This window comes from Vibrio sp. RM-41-2B (assembly GCF_024744415.1).
Classification (GTDB): Bacteria; Pseudomonadota; Gammaproteobacteria; order Enterobacterales; family Vibrionaceae; genus Vibrio; species Vibrio diabolicus.
The window spans coordinates 46391-70272 of sequence record NZ_JAMQWD010000014.1 but is presented as its reverse complement, the minus strand read 5'-3'; the positions used below and the strand labels follow the sequence as shown (position 1 = coordinate 70272).

Annotated in this window: 18 protein-coding genes and 1 pseudogene; 9 read left to right on the top strand and 10 right to left on the bottom strand. The window is 46.4% G+C overall.

Annotation, left to right across the window (positions count from 1 at the left end):
• Nucleotides 1–350 precede the first annotated feature (350 nt).
• The 8 genes from NB463_RS09720 to NB463_RS09685 form a co-directional block, all read right to left on the bottom strand.
• On the bottom strand, nt 351–1613 hold the full coding sequence (locus NB463_RS09720; RefSeq protein ID WP_258430485.1) for a hydroxymethylglutaryl-CoA reductase: 1263 nt from the start codon (nt 1611–1613) through the stop codon (nt 351–353).
• A gap of 352 nt (nt 1614–1965) precedes the next feature.
• Nucleotides 1966–3183, bottom strand: a complete 1218-nt coding sequence (manA, locus tag NB463_RS09715; RefSeq protein WP_257889125.1) for a mannose-6-phosphate isomerase, class I — start codon at nt 3181–3183, stop codon at nt 1966–1968.
• Between the two features lie 124 nt (nt 3184–3307).
• Nucleotides 3308–4648, bottom strand: a complete 1341-nt coding sequence (locus NB463_RS09710) for an MFS transporter (RefSeq protein WP_025575532.1) — start codon at nt 4646–4648, stop codon at nt 3308–3310.
• 6 nt (nt 4649–4654) lie between these two features.
• Nucleotides 4655–6157: a signal transduction histidine-protein kinase/phosphatase UhpB gene (gene uhpB / locus NB463_RS09705; RefSeq protein ID WP_258430486.1), complete on the bottom strand. Its 1503-nt coding sequence runs from the start codon at nt 6155–6157 to the stop codon at nt 4655–4657.
• Nucleotides 6157–6765: a transcriptional regulator UhpA gene (uhpA, locus tag NB463_RS09700; protein ID WP_046875403.1), complete on the bottom strand. Its 609-nt coding sequence runs from the start codon at nt 6763–6765 to the stop codon at nt 6157–6159. Before uhpA ends, uhpB begins: the two co-directional genes overlap by 1 nt.
• A gap of 138 nt (nt 6766–6903) precedes the next feature.
• On the bottom strand, nt 6904–8298 hold the full coding sequence (uhpT, locus tag NB463_RS09695; protein ID WP_104970731.1) for a hexose-6-phosphate:phosphate antiporter: 1395 nt from the start codon (nt 8296–8298) through the stop codon (nt 6904–6906).
• Nucleotides 8299–8703: 405 nt separating this feature from the next.
• Complete coding sequence (gene fdhD / locus NB463_RS09690) at nt 8704–9534, bottom strand: formate dehydrogenase accessory sulfurtransferase FdhD (protein ID WP_053808388.1); 831 nt, start codon at nt 9532–9534, stop codon at nt 8704–8706.
• 53 nt (nt 9535–9587) lie between these two features.
• Nucleotides 9588–10472, bottom strand: coding sequence for a LysR family transcriptional regulator (locus NB463_RS09685; protein WP_053808389.1), 885 nt, complete (start codon nt 10470–10472; stop codon nt 9588–9590).
• A 667-nt stretch (nt 10473–11139) separates the two neighbouring features.
• Between NB463_RS09685 and NB463_RS09680 the strand changes: the two genes are divergently transcribed.
• From NB463_RS09680 to NB463_RS09665, 4 genes and pseudogenes are all read left to right on the top strand, one after another.
• Complete coding sequence (locus NB463_RS09680) at nt 11140–13464, top strand: FdhF/YdeP family oxidoreductase (protein WP_258430490.1); 2325 nt, start codon at nt 11140–11142, stop codon at nt 13462–13464.
• A gap of 297 nt (nt 13465–13761) precedes the next feature.
• A complete protein-coding gene (locus tag NB463_RS09675) occupies nt 13762–14238 on the top strand; it encodes a DM13 domain-containing protein (protein ID WP_258430491.1) in 477 nt (158 codons plus the stop codon).
• 141 nt (nt 14239–14379) lie between these two features.
• Nucleotides 14380–15180 carry a PhzF family phenazine biosynthesis protein gene (locus NB463_RS09670; protein ID WP_258430492.1) on the top strand — a complete coding sequence of 267 codons (801 nt, stop codon included), beginning with the start codon at nt 14380–14382 and terminating at the stop codon, nt 15178–15180.
• A gap of 145 nt (nt 15181–15325) precedes the next feature.
• Nucleotides 15326–16022 (top strand): annotated as a pseudogene (locus NB463_RS09665) (aspartate/glutamate racemase family protein).
• Between the two features lie 76 nt (nt 16023–16098).
• On the opposite strand, the gene NB463_RS09660 reads toward NB463_RS09665, so the two are convergent.
• The gene (locus NB463_RS09660) at nt 16099–17802 is read right to left on the bottom strand and encodes an FAD-dependent oxidoreductase (protein ID WP_258430493.1); all 1704 of its coding nucleotides are present in this window, start codon (nt 17800–17802) and stop codon (nt 16099–16101) included.
• A 71-nt stretch (nt 17803–17873) separates the two neighbouring features.
• The gene (locus tag NB463_RS09655; RefSeq protein WP_012842250.1) at nt 17874–18059 is read right to left on the bottom strand and encodes a YgaP family membrane protein; all 186 of its coding nucleotides are present in this window, start codon (nt 18057–18059) and stop codon (nt 17874–17876) included.
• Between the two features lie 178 nt (nt 18060–18237).
• On the opposite strand from NB463_RS09655, the gene NB463_RS09650 reads away from it, so the two are divergent.
• The 5 genes from NB463_RS09650 to NB463_RS09630 are packed head-to-tail and all read left to right on the top strand — an operon-like array spanning nt 18238 to nt 23852.
• Entirely contained in the window at nt 18238–18546 is a 309-nt protein-coding gene (locus NB463_RS09650) for an ArsR/SmtB family transcription factor (protein ID WP_012842251.1), read from the top strand.
• Nucleotides 18547–18574: 28 nt separating this feature from the next.
• Nucleotides 18575–18994 (top strand): YeeE/YedE family protein, encoded by a 420-nt coding sequence (locus NB463_RS09645; protein WP_048625069.1) that lies wholly within the window; start codon nt 18575–18577, stop codon nt 18992–18994.
• Nucleotides 18995–19004: 10 nt separating this feature from the next.
• Nucleotides 19005–19463: a YeeE/YedE family protein gene (locus NB463_RS09640; RefSeq protein WP_012842252.1), complete on the top strand. Its 459-nt coding sequence runs from the start codon at nt 19005–19007 to the stop codon at nt 19461–19463.
• Nucleotides 19464–19491: 28 nt separating this feature from the next.
• Nucleotides 19492–22800, top strand: a complete 3309-nt coding sequence (locus NB463_RS09635) for an efflux RND transporter permease subunit (protein WP_258430495.1) — start codon at nt 19492–19494, stop codon at nt 22798–22800.
• Nucleotides 22797–23852 (top strand): efflux RND transporter periplasmic adaptor subunit, encoded by a 1056-nt coding sequence (locus NB463_RS09630; protein WP_029804788.1) that lies wholly within the window; start codon nt 22797–22799, stop codon nt 23850–23852. Before NB463_RS09635 ends, NB463_RS09630 begins: the two co-directional genes overlap by 4 nt.
• The last annotated feature ends 30 nt before the right edge of the window (nt 23853–23882 follow it).

The window sequence follows — 23882 nt, the reverse complement described above, 5'->3', positions numbered from 1 at the left end:
TCATTTGAGCTAAATAATAAATTTAGAAAAATCAAGCAGCTGCAGGAATGAGTATAGTCTCTATAAGTGACTAACAAAAAACTCAATCTATGAATTTGGTACTTTAGTGCTAGATGTTTTTGATGTTTATTTAGGTAACGTACTGATATTTAATATCGCGTGAGAATAGGGTCAAACAGTGATATAGCGAGGAATGTGTGATGATACTGCAATAATGCGGTCAACGTGAGAGTGGTGTAATTATTAAGTCTACAATACAACTTAAACTAATTTGTGAGCTAATAAATAAAGTTGTTTTATTGGCACAAGAGAAAACCGCATGGGTGTTCTCTTGTACAAAGTAAAAAGGATTATTTTCTAGCAAGTTTATGGTGAGCCCGGGAGAAGTGATCGGCACAAAATGCGCCCACAATCGAGAGTTCGCCAGCCAGACAAAGCGCAGCTGCGACTTCGGCTAACGCTTTCGCATTGCCGTTGCCGTGCAACCCCAAAATATCCAAACATGCTTTTTGTGTTGGAAGACCAGTGCCCCCGCCAACCGTGCCAACCATGATGTTTGGCAAGGTAACGCTCGCGTACAAGTTGCCTTGAGCGTCCATATCCATACGAGTGATTCCAATGGCAGACTCTGCAACGCAAGCGGCATCTTGACCACAAGCAATGTACAGCGCGGCAAGGGCGTTTGCGTAATGCGCGTTGACGCCAATTGTCCCGCTGAGTAAACCGCCCACCGTGGTCATTTTGCCAAATTGAACCATAGACTCCGGCGTTGTATGCAGATATTTTTCCACCAACTCAGCAGGAATGGTCACTTCGGCGGATACTTTCTTACCGCGTACCGAGCGCAGTGTGTGCGCGTTTGGTTTTTTGTCGCCTGATAAGTTGCCATCCAAGAATGCTTGAGTTGGTTTGATTGGGCTGGTCGCCAAAATATGATGGAACACTTCGTTTGTTGCGATGGTCACCATGTTTTGTCCGGAAGCGTCACCAGTCACGTATTCAAAGACCAAATAAACGTGGTTTCCTTCGATATTTACATTGATGTCTTTGAGTTTGCCATGTGAGGTGGTGGATTCCGCAATTTGACGAAATACGTCAAACTGGGTCACAACCCAACTGACGAACTGGCCAGCGTCGGCAAGGTTAGTAAAGGCGAACACTGGCGTTCGGCTCACTCCTTCACTCAGCAACAATGCGCTCGCGCCACCAGCGGCGGTAATAAGATTGGCGCCACGGTTGTAGGAAGCGACTAACGCGGCTTCTGTCGTTGCGAGCGGAACCAAAAAGTCATCGTTCGCATACAAACCATTGACGCGCAAAGGGCCTGCGATGCCGACCGGCACATTGACAGTACCAACGAAGTGCTCGATGTTGTTGGAGTAAGCGTCGCAATGTGACTGTGTGAAAGGATCAAGAAGATGATCTTTATTGGTCACGTTTTCCAATACTTGCCAACGGCGCGCCAAATGCTTATCCGATAGGCCAGGGCTTAAGCAGAGACGTTTCTCTGGCTTGTGAAACTTCGGTTCTAATGCCGATTGAATCTTACTGCTGGTTTCGATATCGGAAAGGGCGGAGCTTTGAACTGGGTTATCTTGGTTTAACTTCGGCATACAAACGTTAACTGAAAAATCGAACCAGAGATTGTAGTGATTGGGGCTTTGATTACAACGTTGATTATACGTTTTGCAACAAATACCACTGTGTGAGCGCCTTTGTTATCCAAGTGATTTGATATTGGAGCGGAGAATTTACCGGAAATAAATGGGTTTTGACAATGAGTGCTGTAGTGAACAGAAGAATCGGGGGGGTAGAGAACTTAGATGGCTTAGGCCGCTGCGGATTTGAGTCGAAAAAATGTAAGCATGAGTGCCTTAAAAGCGGACTGGCTCAATCTATGAAAGGAATCAACTGTCTAACCCAGTCCCTTGGATCAGACGTTAGTTTGAATCAGTTGTTCAAAAACTAGTTGAAGGCGCGAGCCACACGTCCCGCACTTTGAATGCGATAATGGCCAACGTAAGCAGGAACAAATACAGATTGTCCTTTCGCGGCGGTTAACGTCTCACCGTTATCACTGATGAGTGTCAGTTCGGCATCAATCGCCATCAAAATCTCTGCGCTGTTTGCCTCAAGCACGTCGTGATTCGGTTGGTTAAGAATGCTGAAACTAAAGTCTGCGACTGGAACGGGGTAAAGGCTCTGGCAACCATTGGCATTGGGTTCTAAAACAAGGCTGTCAAAAGGCTTAGGCACAAAATCTGTGCATTTAACCAGTTCTTCAACATCCATATGTTTCGGCGTGAGTCCTGCACGCAAAACGTTATCTGAGTTCGCCATGATCTCTAATCCCGTACCTTTAATGTAAGCGTGTGGCGTTTTTGCGCTCAGGAACATCGCTTCGCCAGGCTGCAGCGTGATGACATTCAACAGTAATGGCGCAAACAAGCCGACATCGCCGGGATATTGAGTGGATAGGTCCAAGATGAGCTGGAAAACATTGCTGTCAGTGCCTTGTTCCGATTGACGTGAAGCGTGGGCAAGAAGCTGTTTCAGTGCTCGCTCTTTTGTTTCTCCTTCCATGGTCAGAATGTGCACAAAGAAATCTCGTAAACCTTGTGAGTTGATTTCGCGTTTGAATGTGTCAAGAGGCGCGCGTAGCTCATCGATATCGCAAAGGCTAAATGCCTCAATAATCTCGGCATACGAGCGAAAACCGTTCATGGCTTGGTAACTTGTCAGCGCGTACACCAACTCAGGTTTGTGGTTTGGATCCTTGTAGTTACGATGGCTCGCGTTTAGTGGGATCCCAGCACTTTGCTCTTTTTCGAAACCTATTTCGGCATCTTGTTTGCTTGGGTGAACTTGAATCGACAGTGCGTGTTCGGCCGCTAAGATCTTAAACAGAAAGGGCAGGTCGCCAAATTTCGCTGCGGTTTCTGCTGATAAGTAAGCGGGTTGGTTTTGTTTGATCAGTTCAGACAAAGGCAGCGTGTTTTGCTCAACCTGAACTTCAGAGCAGCCGTTTGGGTGAGTACCCATCCATACTTCTGCTTGAGGTTCATTTGTTTCGTTAGAAAAGCCAAACAAATCGTGAATAGACGAGGTGCTTCCCCAAGCGTAGTTTTGGATTTTGTTGTTCATTTGAAAGAAGCTATGCGATGAAATAGTGTTCAAATTCATGAATTTTTCCCATAGTTAACCCTCCGAACTGAATCGGAAGAAAAATTGAGCAGAGATACGTTAAATAAGGATGGCGAGCGCGGTTAGGTCACTCGCCAATTTGCCCGAAGGGCGATAAGTCGATTTACAACCGAGGTTTTGGGTCGAGTGGTTTTCGTGATGGTTGTGCTTGCAAAAATGGCAGCAACAAAAGGCCAATGACGGCTGCACAAACTGAAATGGTGATGAAGAAACCCGTCCAATGATATTCTTCAAGAATTAACGCCAGTGGATAGCCAGACAATGCTGCGCCCATGTAGGCGAACAAGCCCACGAATCCTGTTGCCGCGCCGGCAGAATCTTTGTGAGAGCACTCAGCTGCCGCCATACCGATCAGCATTTGTGGTCCAAAGACAAAGAAGCCGATGGAGAACAATCCCGCCGCTTGGAATGCAAAGTTGGTCAGAGGCATCAGCCAAAGCGCGGAGACAGATAAGAAAATCCCAATCGCGAACAGCAAGTTCATTGGCCCACGGTTACCGCCAAAGAGTTTGTCTGAGCCCCAGCCTGCAACCAATGAACCAACAAAACCGCCGATTTCAAACATCGACAGAGCAGCGTTGGCGTTAATCAGGCTATAGTGATGCTGCTCGGTTAAGTACAGGTTTCCCCAGTCATTGATTGCGGTTCGGACGATGTAAACCAACACATAACTGAACGCGAGCAGCCAGATGTATTTGTTGTTAAATACGTACGATTTCAGAATTTCGCGGTAGGTGAGGCCACGTCCGTAATTTTCTTGCGCAAGTTCTAGTGCGTCGTTGCGCCATTGTCCGACACTTGGTAAGCCCATTGTTGTGGGTTTGTCGCGTAACCGCCAACAAACGAATAGACCGAGCAATACCCCGATGATGCCGGGTAGAATAAAGCCTTCACGCCAGCTGTAGTGCAACGTTAAATAGCCCACCCAAATAGGGATCAGCGCGCCACCAACGTTGTGTGCGGTGTTCCAAATCGCCCATAAGAAGCCACGCTCAGAGCGTGAATACCAAGTAGTTAACAGCTTGGAGCATGAAGGCCAGCCCCAGCCTTGGAACCACGCGTTTAAGATCCACAGAGTAATGAAAGCCGCGAGTGAGCTAGAAAAGCCGAACGCGATATTGACCAGACCTGTCGCAATCAAGCCTAGCCCCATGAAATAACGAGGGTTAGAGCGATCAGAAATCGTGCCAGAAATAAACTTCGAGCAGCCGTAGGTAATGTAGAAAAGCGTGCCTATAAGACCCAAATCGCCCTTATCTAAGCCAAGATCGGTAATCATCGCTGGGGCGGCGTAGTTAAAGGTCTTACGGGTAAAGTAGAAACCTGCGTAGCCGATGTACATCCCCAACATAATGTGCAAACGCCAATGGCGGTAACGCTGGTCGATTTGCTCGTTGCTTAGACTCGGTTGAGTAAATTTAGGTGAACGTAAAAATCCAAACATCTTGAGTTACACCTTAGGTAAAGTAATGCTGATTTGTGTGCCGATCACTTGATCGCTGGTGGAGTAGATAACCATTTTTCCACCTAACGCGTGCACACGCTCTTGCATGCCGCGAACGCCCATGCCTTTCATGCTGTCCTGAACTTTGAAACCGACACCATCATCGTGAATCATCAATGACACCGCCGTTTCTCCAATTGTCAGTTCAATATTGATCAACTGCGCTTCTGCGTACTTGGCTGCGTTATTCAATGACTCTTGGCATAAACGGAATAGGGTGACTTTGAGTGTGTCACTCAGGCTGGTGTAATCGCCTTGCCAGTTCAGTTGAACAGTCGTTCCGTGATTGGCGAATTCCATCTCTCGCGTCAGTTGCTCGACGGATTCTTTTAAGTCCAAATCATCCAGCATTTTTGGTCTTAGCTTGCTCAACAGTCGCTTAGTGGTGTCGTACACGTTGAGGGAAAGCCCTTCGATCATGTCCGCGCAACCCACGCTTGTTTCGGCGTTATTTACCCGCTTAATGATGTTGGCTTGTGTGCGGATCGCCGTGATGTTCTGTCCAATTTCGTCATGTAGCTCGCGCGCAATATCGCGTCTTACCGATTCTTCCGCTTTGATAAGCTGGCGAGACAAATTCTGATTACGTGCAAGTTCGCCGCGCAGTTTGTGATTGAGGTCTTTTTGTTTCTGAACCCCTAAACCGAGCATAATGCCGGTGATGGTTTGCGCCGAGAGAGATAATAACAAATCGGTGATTTCTAGATTTGATACGCCGCTACGAGCCGCAATCAGCGCAATGCTGTTGAGCATGGTGGCGAGCAGAGCACCTTGCCAGCCGTAACGCAGAGCAAGCACGATGATTGGAATCGCCATACAAAACGGCGCAAATCGTTTTAGTTCTTCAGGCAAACTGGTTTGCACCAAAATACTGCCGATCAAAAGCAGCGCATAAAGCACGATATGACGCACCTGAAATACAACGGCATTACTAAGTAGGAGAGAGCTAAGCGGAGACCAACGACTTTGGAACAAATAGCTCCACAACAGGTAGCACATAGGCACCACGAGCAAGCCTCCAGAAATGCTAGCCAGCCATACCATGTAAACCGAAGGAACGTGAAAACCAACGGCCATCACATTAATAAACGCGCTAATGATAATGACTGCGCTCATCACGGCTAAATGGCGGTTTTGGTCTCCGTAGTAGTATTTTTTCGCAATCAGAGTGACCGGGATACTGGCAATGCTCGCAATCAGCACGGTAAGCCACTGCGGTTGACCCAGTAACATCGCAAGTGCGATGGAAAGCCCCCACTCAGAAAGGTAAATAGTCGGCCAATAAGCGGTGCGAGTGTGCAGGGCGACACCTAATCTTAAAGCGAAAGGAAACAATAAGATCGCCAGCTCGGGATCATTGACAAAGTAATAGGCAATCACCCATAAGCAGAACCAGGCGCAAGCCATAACAAATAGTCCGCAAATGGTGGTAACAGCGTAAGCTCGCATTAAAAGGACTCTTGAGAAAATAGTTTGGCGAGCTCAACGTTGTTTTTCACGCCGAGTTTGTCGATGGCATTCGCACGATGCACATGCACGGTCTTGTGGCTCAAGCCAAGCTCTGCCGCGACAGACTTTACATCCAACCCGGTCGCAAGTAGCTGACATACCTCGTTTTCACGTTTTGTCAGTTGGCATAGAGAGGTGGTGTTGTCGCTAGGCGTTGCAAGTTTAAGTGCAATATCTGATGTGAGGTAACAGCCACCAGAAGCACTGGTTCTCACGGCTTGAATAAGTTCGTCTGGGCTACAGCGTTTACTAAGATAGCCTTTTGCACCTAGCTTTAGTGATTTTTCCACCATCGCAGGGGAGTCATGCACGCTAAGCATCACGCAGGCAATGCCAGTTGGTATTTCGCTAAGAAAGTTTAAGCCGCTTTCATCTGGCATGGAAATATCTAGGATGACGACGTGTGGGTGTACCGCAGGCAAGCCTGTGCGTGCTTCTGCGACAGAGCCGAACTCACCAACAACGGTAATATCACTTTCTAAATTTAATAATTGTGCGAAACCCGAACGCACGATGACGTGATCATCAACTAGAGCAACATGAATCATTATTACAACCAAATAGAGCAGACGACTAACAACAACAAGCTCCAACAGGAGCCAATAGAAAAATCTTTAATGATACTGAATTGAACCATGCTTTTTAATGATCTTGCGCGCTTTACCGAAGTAAAGCGCGCAGAGAAGTTAGGCTTGGTCTTGTGCAAGTTGAAGCTTCTTCGCGTGTCGAATCTTCTTCTCTTCCGCGATAGCGACGAAAGCAAGCAAAACAATACAAATCATGGCGGAGGTATCTAGGGCTGCGAAGGTACCTTTCCAACCTGTTAAGCCGAAGATAGGTGTACCGTCTGCAATCATACCGAGACCAAGTTTCGCGAAGCTGTCACCGATTAGGTAAGCGAATGTACCTTTTACGCCGTCAGCCACACTGATTGCTTTTTTAGGGACAAAACCAACCGCTGCAACACCGATAAGAAGTTGCGGACCAAACACCAAGAAGCCCAATACAAATAGAGAGGCCAAGTACATGAACTCGCTAGTGGCGTGCTGGTAGAACTCAAGCGATACGATGATCAAACCAAGAGACACACAAGCAACCAATGCGCGGCGACCATTTGCTAGGTCAGATAAGTAACCCCACATCAAAGTACCAACAAGCGCACCAACTTCGAACAGAGTAAAGCCAGAGATTGCCGTTTCTTTTGACAGACCAAGCTCTTGGTACGCGTATACCGTTGACCATTGGTCGATACCGATGCGAACGATGTAAAGGAAGATGTTGGCAAAGCAAAGTAGCCAGATAACTTTGTTTTTAAGAACGTATTCAACAAAGATTTCTTTTTTGGTCATCTGGTTTTCTTCAGCGGCGGTGTCTTCTTCACTCACTGCTTCATCGAAAAGTTCTTCTACTTTACCTAGACCGTAAGCTTCTGGAGAGTCGCTACCAAAGCGCATACCGATAAAACCAACGATGATCGCGATGATAGAAGGGAACACGAACATGCCGATTACGTGGCCGTCGAATAGGTAGTTGGCACCGAAAAGAGCAACACCCGCTGCGCCCGCACCACCAACGTTGTGTGACATGTTCCACAAGCCTAGGTAAGAGCCGCGTTTGTTACGAGGTGTCCATTTTGTAATGGTTGAGTAACTAGAAGGGCCACCAGTACTTTGGAAGAAACCACTCAGAGCGTAGAAAGCCACCATCAAGAACAGGCTTGCACTACCGCCGCCCATGCTGAAGCTGAAACCAAGCATTGCAAGACCAGAAAGGATCAGCATAAAAGGTAGGAATTGCTTGGTGTTCTTACCGTCAGCGTAGTAAGACACAACGGTTTTACCGATGCCGTATGTGATGGAGAAGCCAAGGCCAATAAGACCTAGGTCTGTCATGCTCAAACCGTAAGTTGAGATCATGTCGTTTTGCGCGACATTGAAGTTCTTACGAATCAAGTACATGGTTAGGTAGCCGATAAATACGACCAAGTAAGATTGGATGAACGGTTTAAACCACATCTTTCTTCTAACTTCGACAGGAAGATCGAGGGTCGGCTTCCGCACCTGTTCGAGGAATTTTAACATGATGAACTCTCTTGTAATTGTTTTAGAAACACAACGGAGACCGTTATGCGCTCTTGTTACCTTTGACTGAGCGGAATTCTAGAGAGTGGTTTTGTGAGGCACATGAGATGGTTGCCTAGATCGGCTAGGAAAAATTCCTAGAAATGCCTAGGAAGGCGGAAAAGCGTGAAAAGAGTCACACAAAATCCTTACTAATATATGGGTTTTTGACTGAATTCTTATCGATTGGAAAGCGTTCAAATGCAAACGGATTAATATGCATAAGCTTAGTGCTGACAAGGGGTGAGCACGTTTGGTTGGAGAGAATAGTGTCTTGTCACTAAGTATCAATTGGGAACGAGAAGCAAACAACAGAGACCCACAGGTCTCTGTAAAAATTATTAGGAATTCGGCTAGGTTGACGTGTTAAGGCGCAGGGCTGTATAGACGCGGCGAGCCGTATTTTGGCAAGTGAATTAGGTTCAAATGGTTTCTTCTTGCCCATTCGACAGTTAACGCTGTAGGTGCAGATAAGCAAACCAGAGTGGGGATACGCGCGCGAACGGCTTTGTGGATCAACTCCAAGCTGCAACGGCTGGTCATGATTGCGAAGCCACTTTGAGGTTCGATGTGATTGTTGGCCAATGCGCCAATCAACTTATCTAGCGCGTTGTGGCGGCCGATGTCCTCTCGGCACAACTTGATGTTGCCTTGTAAATCTGCAAATAAAGCGGCGTGTAACGCGCCAGATTCACGTGCGGCTTCTTGATGCTGTGCGACTTTGTTTCTCAGCCCTTCGAATACATCGGAGCGCGGAGGAAGAGACGGTGTCAGTGGCACCAAATCAGGCAAAGCTTGTTCAAGAGCCTCGACGCCACAAATGCCGCATCCGGTTGTGCCAGCAAGATTTCGGCGTTGTGTTTTTAACGCCCAGAAAGCGCGGTTGCTGATTTCCACTTCCGCATAGTGAGATTCGTGATCGCCAACAATTTCAATGTCTTTGATCTCTTTGAAGTCGTGGACGATGCCTGTGCTTAAGCTAAACCCTTTCACGAAGTCTTCCAGGTGGCCTGGCGTCACCATCATGACCGCTTGGCTAATGCCGTTGTAGCTGATAGCTAAGGCGGACTCACTCGCCAGCGACATTTGTTGCACTGGGCGGCCATCAATCAATTCTCGGTAATTGAACGCACTTGGTTGAGGTGGTGCTTGATTGAAATCGGACAGTTCAAAATAAGATTGAGTAGTACATCTCATGAAATCACCTCATAAGCCGTTGTGTATGCCAAACATTGACGTGTGGATTCTTGTTATCGATTGAATATGTTTTTTGCTTCTGCGAAGCACTGATCGGTTAGCGCGGAGAAAGGTTCTTGTTTTCGCTTTAACAAGCCTAGTGGGGCGTGAACGGCGGCTTCTTCGATAGGAATAATGCGAAGCGTATCGTTCAACTCTTCCAATCCACAATTCAGCGGCATAATGGCGCAGCAGAGTCCGCTGGTGACCGCTTGGATCAAGTGAAAGGTGGAGTTACTTTCAATGACGGTTTGCGGAACTAGCCCTTTACTCACAAAGCTAAGATCAATCGAGTGGCGATAGTGCATGCCCTTCGAAAGCAGCCCTAGCGGAATGTTATTGAGTGACTCCCACAACACTTCAGATTCGGCAAAATCAAAATGACGCTCATCGAATAAAACGCCAAGTTTGGTCGAGTAGAGCTCGATAACATCGAAGTAAGCGGTGTTGACTTGATCGACATAACACATGCCCAAATCAAGCTGATTGCGATTGAGTTGGTCTATGATCTGTTCGGTCGTCATGGAGAGTATTTGAAAGCGTAACTCAGGGAATTGTTGAGCTAATGGTTTGAGCAATTGCATCGGGTTTTGGCTGGCGAGTGGCACCATTCCAAGCCGAAGTGAACCGACCAACTGACCACGGCAGTTAGCAGCCTCGGCTTGCAATCCATCATGAGCGGCTAAGACGGTTTTCGCCCAAGCTAAAATGCGTTCTCCGGCTTCAGTAAATCCTTCAAATCGTTGACTTCTATGGATTAACTCGAGGTCGAGTTCTTCCTCTAAGCTTCGGATTCTCATGGACAAGGTAGGCTGCGTAATGTGGCACAATGCGGCGGCTTGACCAAAGTGTTTGGTCTGTTCAAGTGCGATGAGATATTTAAGTTGTTTGATATCCATAATGGCTTGTTAACCTTGCGTTGTGAGTCACATGTACGGGAGAACCCCCTAAATAAGGGCACAACACTACCGTACTTTTTAAGCGCTGGAGCGTTTTAACTGGGAAATGGAAAACCAAAACCAAGTCAAGAATAAAACCACACTCAAAATTGATCTGAATCAAGGCTATTCCTGATATTAATTAGGGTCAAATTTAAAGTATCTATAGTGTGATAGATATTATCTATTATCAAGAGTGCCGATTTTATTGAGTTCGTTAAGCGAACTAGGTGGAATCGAATGAGAAAACGATTAACCTCATAAATTGTATTGATTAAAAATGTGATGAACGTCAGTGGGAAAAATCGTCATAGATTTTGTTTATCACTCGGTCAGGATTATCAATTGGACGCATATTGAATAACGACTTAATCTTTGATTTAGATCAAGGCGCAACAATGCGAATTGAATCCAACAGTCTTAGAAACAGTAGGCGGGTATCCGATATCAAGAATCTAGATAAGTAAACGCTCGGACAAGTGAGAGCATGTTGAGTGGTTACTTATTTGGATTAAAAAATACATGGATTAGAAACTAAGCCCTTCAATACTTCCGCATTATCTCAATAAATAACGCGCTTGTTTTCACGGGCACCCTGCTTGCTGGTATATCTGCGAGGAGTAAAGTCGTGAGCCAAAAAGAACAAATAAAAACATACAAAGGTCCAGCTGGTGGTTGGGGTGCACTGAAAGCCGTAACCAGAAGTTGGTGGGGCAGTGAAAATGCAGTTAAAAACATTCGCACTATGCTCAAAACCAACCAAAATGGCGGTTTCGACTGCCCGGGATGTGCATGGGGTGAGTCGCCAGATAGTGGTAAAGTCAATTTCTGTGAGAATGGCGCGAAAGCGGTAAACTGGGAGGCGACCAATCGTCTGCTTGATCCTGAGTTTTTTGCCAATCACAGCGTTTCTTCTCTCTCAACTCAAACCGATTACTGGTTGGAATACCAAGGTCGTATCACGCACCCAATGCGATACGATGCCGAATCCGATCACTATGTGCCAGTCTCTTGGGATGAGGCTTTTGCACTTGTCGCGAAACATCTCAATCAATTAGATTCACCGCACCAAGCGGAGTTTTATACCTCTGGTCGTGCAAGCAATGAAGCGGCGTTTTTGTATCAGCTATTTGTGCGCGCATTCGGTACCAACAACTTCCCAGATTGTTCCAACATGTGCCACGAAGCCAGTGCAATCGGGATGAAAGACACCATTGGCGTTGGTAAAGGCACAGTGATCTTTGATGATTTTGAAGAAGCTGATGCGATTTTCGTGATTGGTCAAAACCCGGGCACGAACCACCCACGAATGCTTGAACCTCTGCGCGAAGCGGTAAAACGTGGTGCACAGGTTATCTGTCTAAACCCGCTGAAAGAGCGCGGATTAGAGCGTTTCCAAAACCCACAAATGCCGATTGAGATGTTGAGCAACGGCTCAGAGCCTACCAACACCGCGTACCTGCGTCCTGCTTTAGGCGGAGACATGGCAGTGTTTCGTGGCATCGCGAAATTCTTGTTGCAATGGGAACGCGAGGCATTGAAAAACGGCGGCAAAGCGGTATTTGACCGTGAATTCATCAAGCAACACACGATAGGTATTGATGAGTATTTGGCTGAAGTGGACGCAACCTCTTGGGAACACATCGCGGAACAATCGGGTCTTGATTTAAGTGAAATCGAGATGGTGGCGAGCATGTATCGACGTGCAGAACGTGTGATCATGTGTTGGGCAATGGGGTTGACTCAGCATCGTCACTCTGTGCCAACCATTAAAGAAGTCGCAAACGTGCAAATGTTACGAGGTAACGTTGGTAAGCCGGGCGCGGGTCTTTCACCAGTGCGTGGTCACAGTAACGTTCAGGGCGACCGTACGATGGGCATTGATGAAAAACCTTCAGATCTGTTGTTGGATCGCATTGAAAGTCGATTTAACTTTGCCGTCCCGCGTGGTGAAGGCCACAACACTGTGCAAGCCATTAAAGCGATGGAAGAAGGGCAAGCGAAAGTATTTATCGGTTTGGGCGGTAACTTTGCACAAGCAACGCCAGACACAGAACGTACGCACAACGCGATGCGAAACTGTAATTTAACCGTACACATTTCGACGAAGTTAAATCGTTCTCACCTTGTCACAGGTAAAGATGCGCTTATTCTTCCGTGCTTAGGCCGTACCGAGATTGATCAGCAAGCGACTGGCCCACAAGGCGTGACGGTTGAAGATACTTTCAGCATGGTGCATATCTCATTTGGTCAGCTAAAACCGCGTTCGGAGCATTTGCGTTCAGAACCAGCGATTATTGCCAGTATTGCCAATGCTACACTTGGGGCAAAACCAATTGATTGGCTGTGGGCAATTGAAGATTACGACCGTATTCGCGATTTGATTGCCGATACCATTCCGGGCTTTACCGACTTTAACCATAAGCTTAAACACCCGGGTGGATTCCACTTGGTAAACCCAGCAGCCGAGCGTCGATGGAATACACCAAGCGGCAAAGCACAGTTCAGCTCTAGCGAGTTGCCGAAGCAGTTGATCAGCGAAGCGATACTCGAAAAAGGCCAAAAGCCAGATTTGATTTTGCAAACCATGCGCTCACACGACCAATACAATACGACACTTTACGGCTTGAATGACCGTTATCGTGGAGTATTTGGCATGCGCGAAGTCCTGTTCATCAATGACGCGGATATTCGTAAACTCGGATTTGAACCGGGCGATAAAGTAGACATGGTGTCATTGTGGGAAGATGGCGTTGAGCGGCGTGTGAGCGGATTTACGCTTGTTGCCTATGACGTACCAGCAGGTCAGGCGGCGGCTTACTATCCAGAAACGAACCCATTGGTTCCTTTAGATAGTTATGGGGATAGAACGTTTACGCCAACCTCTAAGTTTATTGCGATCAAATTGGAAAAATCGACATCCGATAAGATCGCTTTGGTGGAAGCAGAATAGTTCCCAAACCAGCACAACGACATTCCAGATAAGCAAACGGCTGATATCAATTATCAGCCGTTTTTAATTGCTCACTTTGCCTTTAGATCATTTCGTCGAAGGCGCTTAGGGGGCTGAATTTAAATAGTTATTTTCGTTAATAACGGGGTTATTGGATAGCACTCTAAAAGGCAGCAATTAAGGCGCATTGGTCCAGCTTGTGTATAATATTAATGAAATTAGGCTATTAGACGTATAACCTGACGGATGTCTGTATTTGAGCCGAAATCTAAGCTGATGAAACTAACAAGAAGATAGATGACCTTGAAAAGTATAATTAAATTAACGTTAAGCCACTTAGTGGCTGTTGCGATTGGTATTGCGATAGGTATCTATACTTTACCGATTCTTATTGCACCGCCTGCGCCGACCGATGAGCAAGTTGCTAAGAGCAAGCAAGGTGCAGAATACAGCGCAGTGTTTAAGAGGGACCTCAAAGATAGCGACGCTTTTCATTGGGGAGAGGGAGAAATTCATTTGAGTTCTGAAGTCATTACGTTGGTAGGAAAACTCGCTCCCGGACCAGACTATAAACTCTATCTATCTCCTAAGTTTGTCGAAACGGAACAAGCGTTTAATGACCTTAAATCTGAGATGAGCTTGGTTGGTGATGTCAAAACATTCAATAACTTCGTTGTTGAGGTTCCTCAAGGGATTTCCATTTCTGAATACAATACTGTTGTTGTTTGGTGTGAAACATTCGGTGAGTTCATTACTTCGGCAAAATACCAATAAATCCCATCAGGAGAAAAAGTGGTTTCTTCTTAGTTAATAAAGGTTTACTGCTCAAACAACAGGTGCAATACATTACGTGGTACAAATGCACTAAGTGCTGCTAATGGTTCTACAGTGGTTGATAGAACTTAAGGATATTTTGTGGAAGTTAAAATTTTTCAGGTCGACTCGTTTACATCAGATGTGTTCAAAGGCAATCCTGCAGGTGTGTGTATCACAGAATCAAGCCTTGATGAGGAAATGATGTTGGCCATAGCGGCAGAGATGTCACTATCTGAAACCGCGTTTCTGTCATTAAACACAATGCAACTTCGTTGGTTTACACCTGAAACGGAAGTCGCTTTGTGTGGACATGGCACATTGGCCACGGCGCACGTGCTGAGAGAGCAAGGGTTATATAGTACAGGTGATACCATTGAGTTTGCTACGCTATCCGGCGTTTTAACTGCACAACTTGATCATGACGACATTCATTTGGTGTTTCCTGCTCCTATTTTAGATATGCGAGCAAGTATTAACACAGACTTGCTTCACGGCTTAGGGCTCGATGTGGTTGATGTAATCGCTTATGGTCAGTTTAATAATAAGCAGTTGATCGTCATCAATGATGAGTCTTTGATAGAGCAACTCGAACCTGATTTTAGTACGTTACTTAAACAAAAAGGTCGTGGAGTTGTTATCACTGCTCAATCAAGCACTGACGCTGATTTTGTCTCTCGTTACTTTGCCCCTTGGGTTGGTGTTGATGAGGATCCAGTGACAGGTTCTGCTCATTGCGCTTTATGTGTTTACTGGGCTAAAGAGCTCGGTAAAGCGCAATTAAAAGGCTTTCAAGCATCTAAGAGAAGTGGAGTTGTTTATACAGAATTATTGAGTCCGGAATACGTTAAGCTTTCTGGAAGTGCGGTAACAATGTTGCGAGGAGATATGAGAATCGCGTAGTCGTCCTTTTTGGTTCTCGTTTTTTTTGATCGCAGGTTTATCCAGTTTTCACTAGTGACAAAGCTAGAAAGCTGTCTATCCACGTGGTTGATTTTGTTTGTAAAAGCATCCCTCCCATAGTGGTGTATAACGATTGGAGAGTTATATGAAAACTATCGGTCTTCTAGGCGGCATGAGTTGGGAGTCGACGCTTAGTTATTACAAATTGATCAACGAAGGGGTCAAAGAGGCGTTAGGTGGCCTAAATTCCGCAAAAGTTTGTATGTATAGCGTGAATTTTTCAGAGATAGAGAAACTTCAACACCAAGGTAAATGGGAAGAAACGGCAAGTATTCTATCTGATGCTGCATCTTCAATAGAAAAAAGGGGGCGCTGATTTTATTCTTATTTGTACGAACACAATGCACAAAGTTGCTCCTCAAATTGAAGCCAGCATTAATATCCCCATACTACATATCGCAGACGCGACTGCTGAGTTACTTCGTGAGAAAGAGGTTCAAAAGGTCGGACTCCTAGGTACTCAATTCACAATGGAGCAAGACTTTTACAAAGGACGGCTTTCCGACCTCTATGGGCTGGATGTCATAACTCCTGCTCAAGATGATCGCTCTATAGTGCATAACATTATTTATAAAGAGTTATGCCAAGGTGAAATCAAAGAGGAATCGAGAACGATATACCTGAAAATCATTGAAAAACTAAAAGAGCAGGGAGCTGAAGCTGTGATTCTCGGGTGCACTGAAATTGCCTTACTTGTAAACCAAAGTCACACCGATGTTACGCTACTTGATACCACTTCTATCCATGCTCAAGCGGCAGTCCGTTTGGCGATAGAAGGTTAATGAGTTAGATTTGAGTCCATGTAAATAAACAAAAGAGAAAACCAATCCCTCGGTTTTCTCTGTTTTTATTATCCCGTTATAAGCGCGAGAATTTGAGTGTTCTGTATCCACCAATCAAGTTACGAGCTTTGTAACCATTGTTGACCAGTTGACGGTATGCCACGTTACCGCGCAAGCCTACTTGACAGTAAATCACAATCTCTTTGTCTTTTGGTAGTTCACCCATACGATGGCGTAACTGGTCAACCGGAATGTTGATTGCCCCTTCAAGATAACCAACAGACTCCAATTCACCCGGGTTACGGACGTCGAGGAGAATTTGATCTTCAGTCAGGTTGTCGATTTCATCGTAATGAATCGCCGCTGCGTCACCTTTGATGATGTTATTTGCCACAAACGCCGCTTGGTTGATCACATCTTTTGCACTGCCGTAAGGTGGCGCGTAAGTCAGTTCAAGATGCTGTAGTTGTTCAACCGTCATACCAGCACGTTGTGCAACAGCCATAACGTCAATACGTTTGTCTATACCGTCTTTACCAACTGCTTGAGCACCTAAAATCTTGCCTGATTTTGGATCGAACAACATTTTGAACGACACCACTTCTGCACCAGGGTAGTAGCTCGCGTGGCTTGCGGTATGCACGTACACTTTGTCGTATTCAACGCCAGCGCGTTTCAATTGTTTCTCATTTTTACCTGTTGAAGCCACAGCAAGGTCGAAGATCTTACAAATCGCAGTACCTTGTGTGCCTTGGTAAGTTTCTTTGCGACCAAGCATATTGTCCGCTGCCATACGGCCTTGACGGTTTGCCGGGCCTGCAAGTGGCACTAGAGTTTGCTCGCCAGTCACGAAGTCTTTCTCTTCTATCGCGTCGCCGACAGCGTAGATCGAAGGATCGCTGGTTTGCATGTATTCGTTCGTGTAAATACCGCCTAGCGCACCAATTTGAAGGCCAGCTTCTTGCGCCAGTTTTGTCTCAGGACGTACACCGATTGCCATGATCAGAATATCGGTAGTGAGTTTTTCACCGTTGTTCAGTGTTAACTCCAATTCACCTTCTAGGTGTTGGTGTTTCTCACTCTCACCAGAGTAGAAACTTGCAACGTGCTCGTTAGGTACGAATTTCACAGATTCAAGCGCGACGCCAAGTTTTAGGTCGATACCTTTGTCACGAATTTCTGCATGAGCAAAGCCTGCCATTTCACGGTCTACTGGCGTCATGACTTGGTCTGCCATTTCGATCAGAGAGGTTTTAATGCCAAGTTGGTGGAAGGCTTCCATCATTTCTAAACCGATGAAACCGCCGCCAACAACCGTCGCATGCTCTGGCTTGTTCATTTGGATCGTTTCGATGATGCGATCCATATCTGGAATGTTACGTAGCGAGTGGGTGAGCGGGTTATCGAGACCTGGAATTGGCGGAACAATAGGGCCGGCACCTGGGCTAAGCAGCAGAAAATCGTACGATTCTACGTATTCAGACTCATCTAACAGGTTTTTGATCGTAACGGTCTTGTCCTGTCGGTTAATAGAAACCACTTCATTCATCACGCGAACATCAACGTTAAAGCGTGCTAAAAAGCTTTCTGGCGTTTGTAGTAGTAACTTACTGCGTTCTTGGATATCGCCGCCGATGTGATAAGGCAAGCCACAGTTGGCAAATGAAACGAATGGGCCACGTTCAAACATGATGATTTCGGCATCTTCGCTTAGACGACGAGCACGCGCCGCCGCAGATGCACCACCTGCAACACCACCGACGATTAAGATCTTAGTCATTTTTAACTCCAAGTTTTAGGGCGAACTGACCTTTCACGAATAGCCAGTGTGAAAGGTCACTACGCTCTAGATTATCTAAAACCAAATTTCTTTAAAAAATAAGCAGCAGGGCAGATTCCCGTGTAAGCACTTTGAATAAGATTAACGCCGATAAACACGGTGAACCAAATGAAGTTACTGTGAACGAACACGGTTAGTATGACCGAGATCAATACCATCGTGCCTGCAAAAATTCGTACTGCATTTTCTAACGTCATAACTCTTCTCCTTCGTACTCTCAAACTGAGAACGCCATCCTTTGATATTCATCACTATAATTATCTAAATTAGAAATGTCTAATGTTAATTTATCTAAATTCATCATTGCTAATTTAGTGTTGACTAAATATGTTGCTTTAGTAATATCTAACTTAGTTTTTAATATAGAGGTGAGTCATGAGCTATACAGATATGGATGTAGCAGCAATGAAAGGCAATGCCAATGAAGCTGCTGATCTCCTAAAAGTAATGGCACATCCGGAAAGGCTAATGGTGTTGTGCCAACTGACCCAAGGTGAGGTTGGTGTTGGGGAGCTACAAAAGAACTCGTTCCTTAGCCAATCCGCCTTTTCACAGCACTTGACGGTGCTTCGCAAACACAAATTGATCAAGGCTCGTAAGGCATCACAGCAAGTGTTTTATTCGTTGTCAGAACCGAGAGTTGAGTCATTAATCAAGGCGCTTCATAGCGTTTTCTGTAACTAATTCGTAGCTAAGATTTTAGAGGTAAATAATGTTAAACGTTATTCCATGGGAGTCGTTGTTTGGTGGCCTTTTGTTAGGGATCTCCGCCACTATATTGTTGTTGGTTAACGGGAAAATTGCCGGAATCAGTGGAATTATGAATGGCATCATGTCACCGAAAAAAGGCGATTATTCGTGGCGATTGCTTTTTGCGGTTGGAATGATAGCTGGTGGCTTGATTAGCGTCCTAATGTTGGGCGTTGCGGTTCCTAGTACCGCGAACCTTTCTTTAGGGATGGTGATTGCCGCTGGTTTATTGGTAGGAATCGGGACCAGACTGGGTAACGGATGTACTAGCGGACACGGCATTTGTGGCATGGGCCGTTTGTCTAAGCGCTCTATTGTGGCGACCTGTGTATTTATGGCTGTCGCTGGTCTAACGGTATTCGTTCGACTTCACCTAGTTTAAGAGAGATTCCATGAACAAGACTATTTTTCGTTTTTCTGCTCTTTTGAGCGGTGTGTTATTCGGTATGGGCATGGCGGTGTCTGGCATGATCGACCCAGCTAAAGTCATTGGATTTTTAGATATTTCTGGCAGTTGGGATCCAAGTTTGGCTTTTGTGATGGGCGGCGCACTCGCGGTATTCATGCCAAGCTATTTTTTAATCATCAAGCCGAGAAAACAATCAGTTAGCGGTGAAGCGTTTTGCACACCAACCAATAAGAACATCGACGGACGTTTGTTATCTGGTGCGGCGATCTTTGGTTTAGGTTGGGGGTTGGCAGGTATTTGCCCTGGCCCTGCGGTTGCGAGTCTGGCATTAGGCAACGTGAGCATTGTGGTGTTCTTCCTTGCGATGTTACTTGGATCTCTGTTCGCGAAGGCGATCATTACTCACCGTAACGCGAAGAAGGTGAAAACCGCGAACGCGTAAACAATCAATCTGATATGGAGGGGAAAGGATGCCCGACAAACTAAAGCGAAGTTTTGTTCAGTCTGTGATGAACAGCTTTTTCCCTCCGATCATGATCATACTCGCGCTTGTGGTCGGTGCCGCGGCCTTGTGGTTGACCCCGAAAGAGGAAGACCCGCAAATCGTTGTGCCAATGGCAGATGTATTGGTTTCGGCTCCCGGACTAAGCGCTTCTCAAGTCGAAAATCAAATCACTGAACCATTAGAAAAGCTTGTTAGCCAAATTGACGGTGTGGAATACGTTTATTCTTCGTCAATGGAAGGTGCTGCGCAAGTCATCGTCCGTTTCTATGTCGGCGAAAACCGCGAAGATGCTCTGGTTAAGCTTTACAACAAACTCTACTCCAACCAAGACAAAGTTCCTCCTTCTGTCACTAACTGGCTTGTGAAGCCTGTTGAAATCGACGATGTACCCATTGTTGTTGCTGCAATTTACTCCACCGCTCCAGACATTCTCGATCGCCATCAGCTGAGACGTATTGCAGACCAAGTCACGTTAGGCATTAAATCATTGGATGCCACCAACAAGGTGGAAGTGATTGGCGGTGAGCCGAGAAAAATCCAGATAGAGCTTGATTCCGTTGCGATGGCAAACTTCAAAGTAACCATCGATGACCTCGAACAGGCCATTCAGCTCAGTAATAGTAAAACCCAAGGCAAGAACATTCGCGTAAACGGGCAAAATTACACATTGGAGTCGGGACGGTTTCTGACCAACGCCGAAGAAGTTGGCGACCTTGTTATCGCGGTGCTCAATGGCAAACCCGTTTACTTGAAAGATGTCGCGCGTATTTACGACGGTGAAGGTGAGGCAACATCCGATACTTGGTATCGCGATAAAAACCACGATGAAGCATACCCAGCGGTGTTCATTTCTGTTGCTAAACAAAAAGGCTCGAACGCGGTTAACGTGGCTCAGTCTGTTCGGGATAAGCTGGCGGAGCTTCAATCCGAGCAATTTCCTCCACAAGTTCAAGTTGCAGTCATTCGTGACTATGGCGAAACGGCGAATGCGAAAGTAAACAACTTGGTATCAAGCCTTGGCATCTCTATTCTAACGGTCGTGGTGTTTGTCGGTTTGTTCTTGAACTGGCGAAGCGCATTGGTGGTTGGTATCGCTATTCCGATTAGCTATGGTGCCGCGCTCGGGATGGACTTGGCATTTGGCTATTCCATCAATCGAGTCACACTCTTTGCATTGATTTTGGCGCTAGGTTTGATCGTGGACGATCCGATCGCCAGTATCGACAACATTGAACGCTACCTAAAACGCAAAAATCTAACACGAACCAACGCGATTGTTCTTGCCATGGCAGAAATTCGTAGCGCCTTGTTAATGTCGACGGTCGCAATCGTGATCGTGTTTACGCCGATGTTTTTTATCACTGGGATGATGGGGCCTTACATGGCGCCACTGGCGTTCAACGTTCCGATCAGCGTTATCTTTAGTACCGTTGTCGCGTTTATGATCACGCCTTGGCTTGCCAAGAAGCTACTCAAAGGTGCTGAGGAAAACGGCCACTATGACATCCAATCTTCGCCGATGTATCGTTTGTATCGTGGAGTGTTGATTCCGCTACTTGAAAGCCGCAAGAAAGCGTGGCTTTTCCTTGGTTTGGTTGCCTTGTTGTTCCTCTTGGCAGCATTGTTACCAGCACTTCGCTTAGTTCCACTCAAGTTGCTGCCTTATGACAATAAGAACGAGTTCCAATTGGTATTAAACATGCCAGAGTCTTCAAGCTTTGTGGATACCTCCAACGCGCTGTCGAGCTTTACGGACTATTTAATGACGGTGCCGGAAGTGACAAGTGTGTCGGGCTTTGCAGGCACCGCTTCCCCAATGGATTTCAACGGCATGGTGCGCCACTACTTTATGCGTAGCGAACCATACCAAGGCGAGCTTCGAGTCGTTCTTGCAGAGAAGAATCGCCGCGCAATGCAATCACACGAACTGGTGACACGACTCAGGGCGGATTTAGAGCAGATTGCAGATAAGTTTGACGCTGACGTGCAGCTAGTCGAAGTGCCGCCAGGCCCGCCTGTTATCGCCACCATTACGGCAGAAGTTTACGGTGATGAAGCGACATCTTATGAAGATCTGATGATCCAAGCAGAGAAAGTCGCGGATAGGCTTCGCAAAGAACAGTTGGTTTCTGAGGTGGATACCAGCATCCAAGGTGATTTAGAAACATGGCAATTCATCGTTGATCAAGAAAAAGCGGCGCTGTCTGGTGTTTCTGTTGCTGATATCAATAACACGCTGATTACCGCCGCGAACGCCAAAGTGCTCGGTTATATCGCCGATCCAAGAGAAGTGGAACCACTACCTATCGAAGTGCAGCTCCGACGCGAAGACAGAGATAACCTGAATCAACTAGAGCAACTTTATGTGCGAGGCCGTCCGGGCATAGCAAAAGTAGAATCCAATGGGGCAGTTGTGGATGCTCCTCAGCCTATCGTGCAGTTGTCTGAAGTCGGTCATTTTGTGAAACGCGCAGCGGACAAACCGATTTTCCATAAAAACCTCATGCCTGTTGTGTATGTCTACGCCGAGGTAGTTGGGCGTGTTCCGGGTGAAGTGATTGCCGATGTGATGGCTGATCAAGATACAACTCACGCGGAAGATGTGCATCGTCACTGGCAAGATCGCACGTACTTGAGCAATGGCGCTGGTCTCACTTGGAGCGTGCCAGACAACATAGAAGTGGTTTGGAGTGGTGAGGGGGAATGGAAAATCACAGTGGACGTATTCCGCGATTTAGGCATTGCTTATGGCGCTGCGCTGCTTGGCGTATTTGTGGTGATGTTGATTCAAACTGGTTTACCTGCGGTATCGGGCATCATCATGCTGGCGATACCTCTGACCGTGATTGGGATTATCCCGGGGTTCTGGATTTTGAATGTGGTAAGCAGTGACATCGGTAATTACCCGAACCCGGCTCTGTTCACGGCGACCGCGATGATCGGCATGATTGCGCTAGCAGGGATTGTGGTGCGTAACTCACTCGTTTTGATTGAATTTGTTCAGCAATCGCTGGCTGAAGGTCGTAGTTTACATGATGCGTTGATTGAATCTGGTGTTGTTCGTATGCGGCCAATATTGCTGACCGCGGGTACAACGTTACTGGGTAACGTCGTGATTACGTTAGACCCAATTTTTAACGGTTTGGCTTGGGCAATCATATTCGGTATTACCGCCTCGACCATCTTTACGCTGCTTGTGGTTCCGGTGGTTTATAACCTTGCATACCAAAACACCAAAGGACATGGATTACCTCAGATGGAGGAAGAGCAATGAAATTAGATACCAAATGGTTAGGCGTGATTCTGTTTGCCATACTCGCGCTTCTTTTTCTCTATATGGCTGGATTTTTTACAGAAAAGTTGCCGACAGAACATGACGCGAAAACCAACCAGATTGATGTAAATAACGCAGAGACACATCAACTGATGTTAACCAGCGAACCGGTTGTTCGAGAGTTTCCGGGCGTCGTCGTTGCAGAGCAGCACGCCGATATCGCTGCACGGTTAACGGCATCGGTGATGGAGGTATTGGTGAAGGTTGGCGATAGAGTGAAGCAAGGAGACGTGTTGGCGCGGCTAGAAAGCGATGATCTCGACGCACGAGTTCGTCAAAGTGAGCAGGCTTTATCCTCTGCACAAGCGCAGCTCAATGCGGCGAGAAAGGAGTTTTCTCGTGTCAGAGCGCTTTTAAACAAAAAACTGATCCCTCAATCGCAATTTGACCAAGCGGAAAGTGCGTTGCAAACCGCGCAAGCCAACTTCAATAAAGCTCAGGCGGCGGTCTCTGAGGCGGAAACGACCTTTGGCTACAGCATTATTACTGCGCCGTTTGATGGCTTGATCACGCAAAAGCCCATCAACAAAGGTGATACCGCGACGCCGGGGGCTTTGCTTTTATCAATGTACAATCCAAACTCGTTGGAAATAGAGGTGAACTTTGCTGAGTCTGTCATGCCTTATGTGACTTACGATAAAGAAGTGGACGTTGTTTTCCCGTCTTACAACCTCAATGCGCAAGCGGCTGTAAAAGAAGTGACGCCGTCGGCAGATGCCAACTCGCGCAGTTATACCGTAAAGCTTCAATTTGAGCCGCCAACGGCTATCTATCCAGGTACATACGCCAAAGTCGCGTTGACCTTGACCGACGATGTTGTACTTCGCGTGCCAAAAGAGGCGGTTTACCAAGTTGGCCAATTGGACTACGTAAAAGTGGTGCAAGACAGCGGTGAGGTAGAAACTCGGCTTATTCAGCTTGGAGAGTTGGGGAGAGTGCGAACGGGGTTGAAGCAGGGTGACGTCGTACTGCTGAATCCAAGATCGCTTTGATAGAACGGTTTCTCTTGTTAACTAGTTAAA

Bases quoted from the DNA above. Each gene is read 5' to 3' on its own strand.
- NB463_RS09630 (WP_029804788.1), top strand. From the start codon at position 22,797: ATGAAATTAGATACCAAATGGTTAGGCGTGATTCTGTTTGCCATACTC.
- manA (WP_257889125.1), bottom strand. From the start codon at position 3,183: ATGAATTTGAACACTATTTCATCGCATAGCTTCTTTCAAATGAACAAC.
- fdhD (WP_053808388.1), bottom strand. From the start codon at position 9,534: ATGAGATGTACTACTCAATCTTATTTTGAACTGTCCGATTTCAATCAA.
- NB463_RS09720 (WP_258430485.1), bottom strand. From the start codon at position 1,613: ATGCCGAAGTTAAACCAAGATAACCCAGTTCAAAGCTCCGCCCTTTCC.
- NB463_RS09685 (WP_053808389.1), bottom strand. From the start codon at position 10,472: ATGGATATCAAACAACTTAAATATCTCATCGCACTTGAACAGACCAAA.
- NB463_RS09645 (WP_048625069.1), top strand. From the start codon at position 18,575: ATGTTAAACGTTATTCCATGGGAGTCGTTGTTTGGTGGCCTTTTGTTA.
- NB463_RS09650 (WP_012842251.1), top strand. From the start codon at position 18,238: ATGAGCTATACAGATATGGATGTAGCAGCAATGAAAGGCAATGCCAAT.
- NB463_RS09660 (WP_258430493.1), bottom strand. From the start codon at position 17,802: ATGACTAAGATCTTAATCGTCGGTGGTGTTGCAGGTGGTGCATCTGCG.
- NB463_RS09675 (WP_258430491.1), top strand. From the start codon at position 13,762: ATGACCTTGAAAAGTATAATTAAATTAACGTTAAGCCACTTAGTGGCT.
- NB463_RS09710 (WP_025575532.1), bottom strand. From the start codon at position 4,648: ATGTTTGGATTTTTACGTTCACCTAAATTTACTCAACCGAGTCTAAGC.
- NB463_RS09640 (WP_012842252.1), top strand. From the start codon at position 19,005: ATGAACAAGACTATTTTTCGTTTTTCTGCTCTTTTGAGCGGTGTGTTA.
- uhpT (WP_104970731.1), bottom strand. From the start codon at position 8,298: ATGTTAAAATTCCTCGAACAGGTGCGGAAGCCGACCCTCGATCTTCCT.
- NB463_RS09655 (WP_012842250.1), bottom strand. From the start codon at position 18,059: ATGACGTTAGAAAATGCAGTACGAATTTTTGCAGGCACGATGGTATTG.
- uhpA (WP_046875403.1), bottom strand. From the start codon at position 6,765: ATGATTCATGTTGCTCTAGTTGATGATCACGTCATCGTGCGTTCGGGT.
- uhpB (WP_258430486.1), bottom strand. From the start codon at position 6,157: ATGCGAGCTTACGCTGTTACCACCATTTGCGGACTATTTGTTATGGCT.
- NB463_RS09635 (WP_258430495.1), top strand. From the start codon at position 19,492: ATGCCCGACAAACTAAAGCGAAGTTTTGTTCAGTCTGTGATGAACAGC.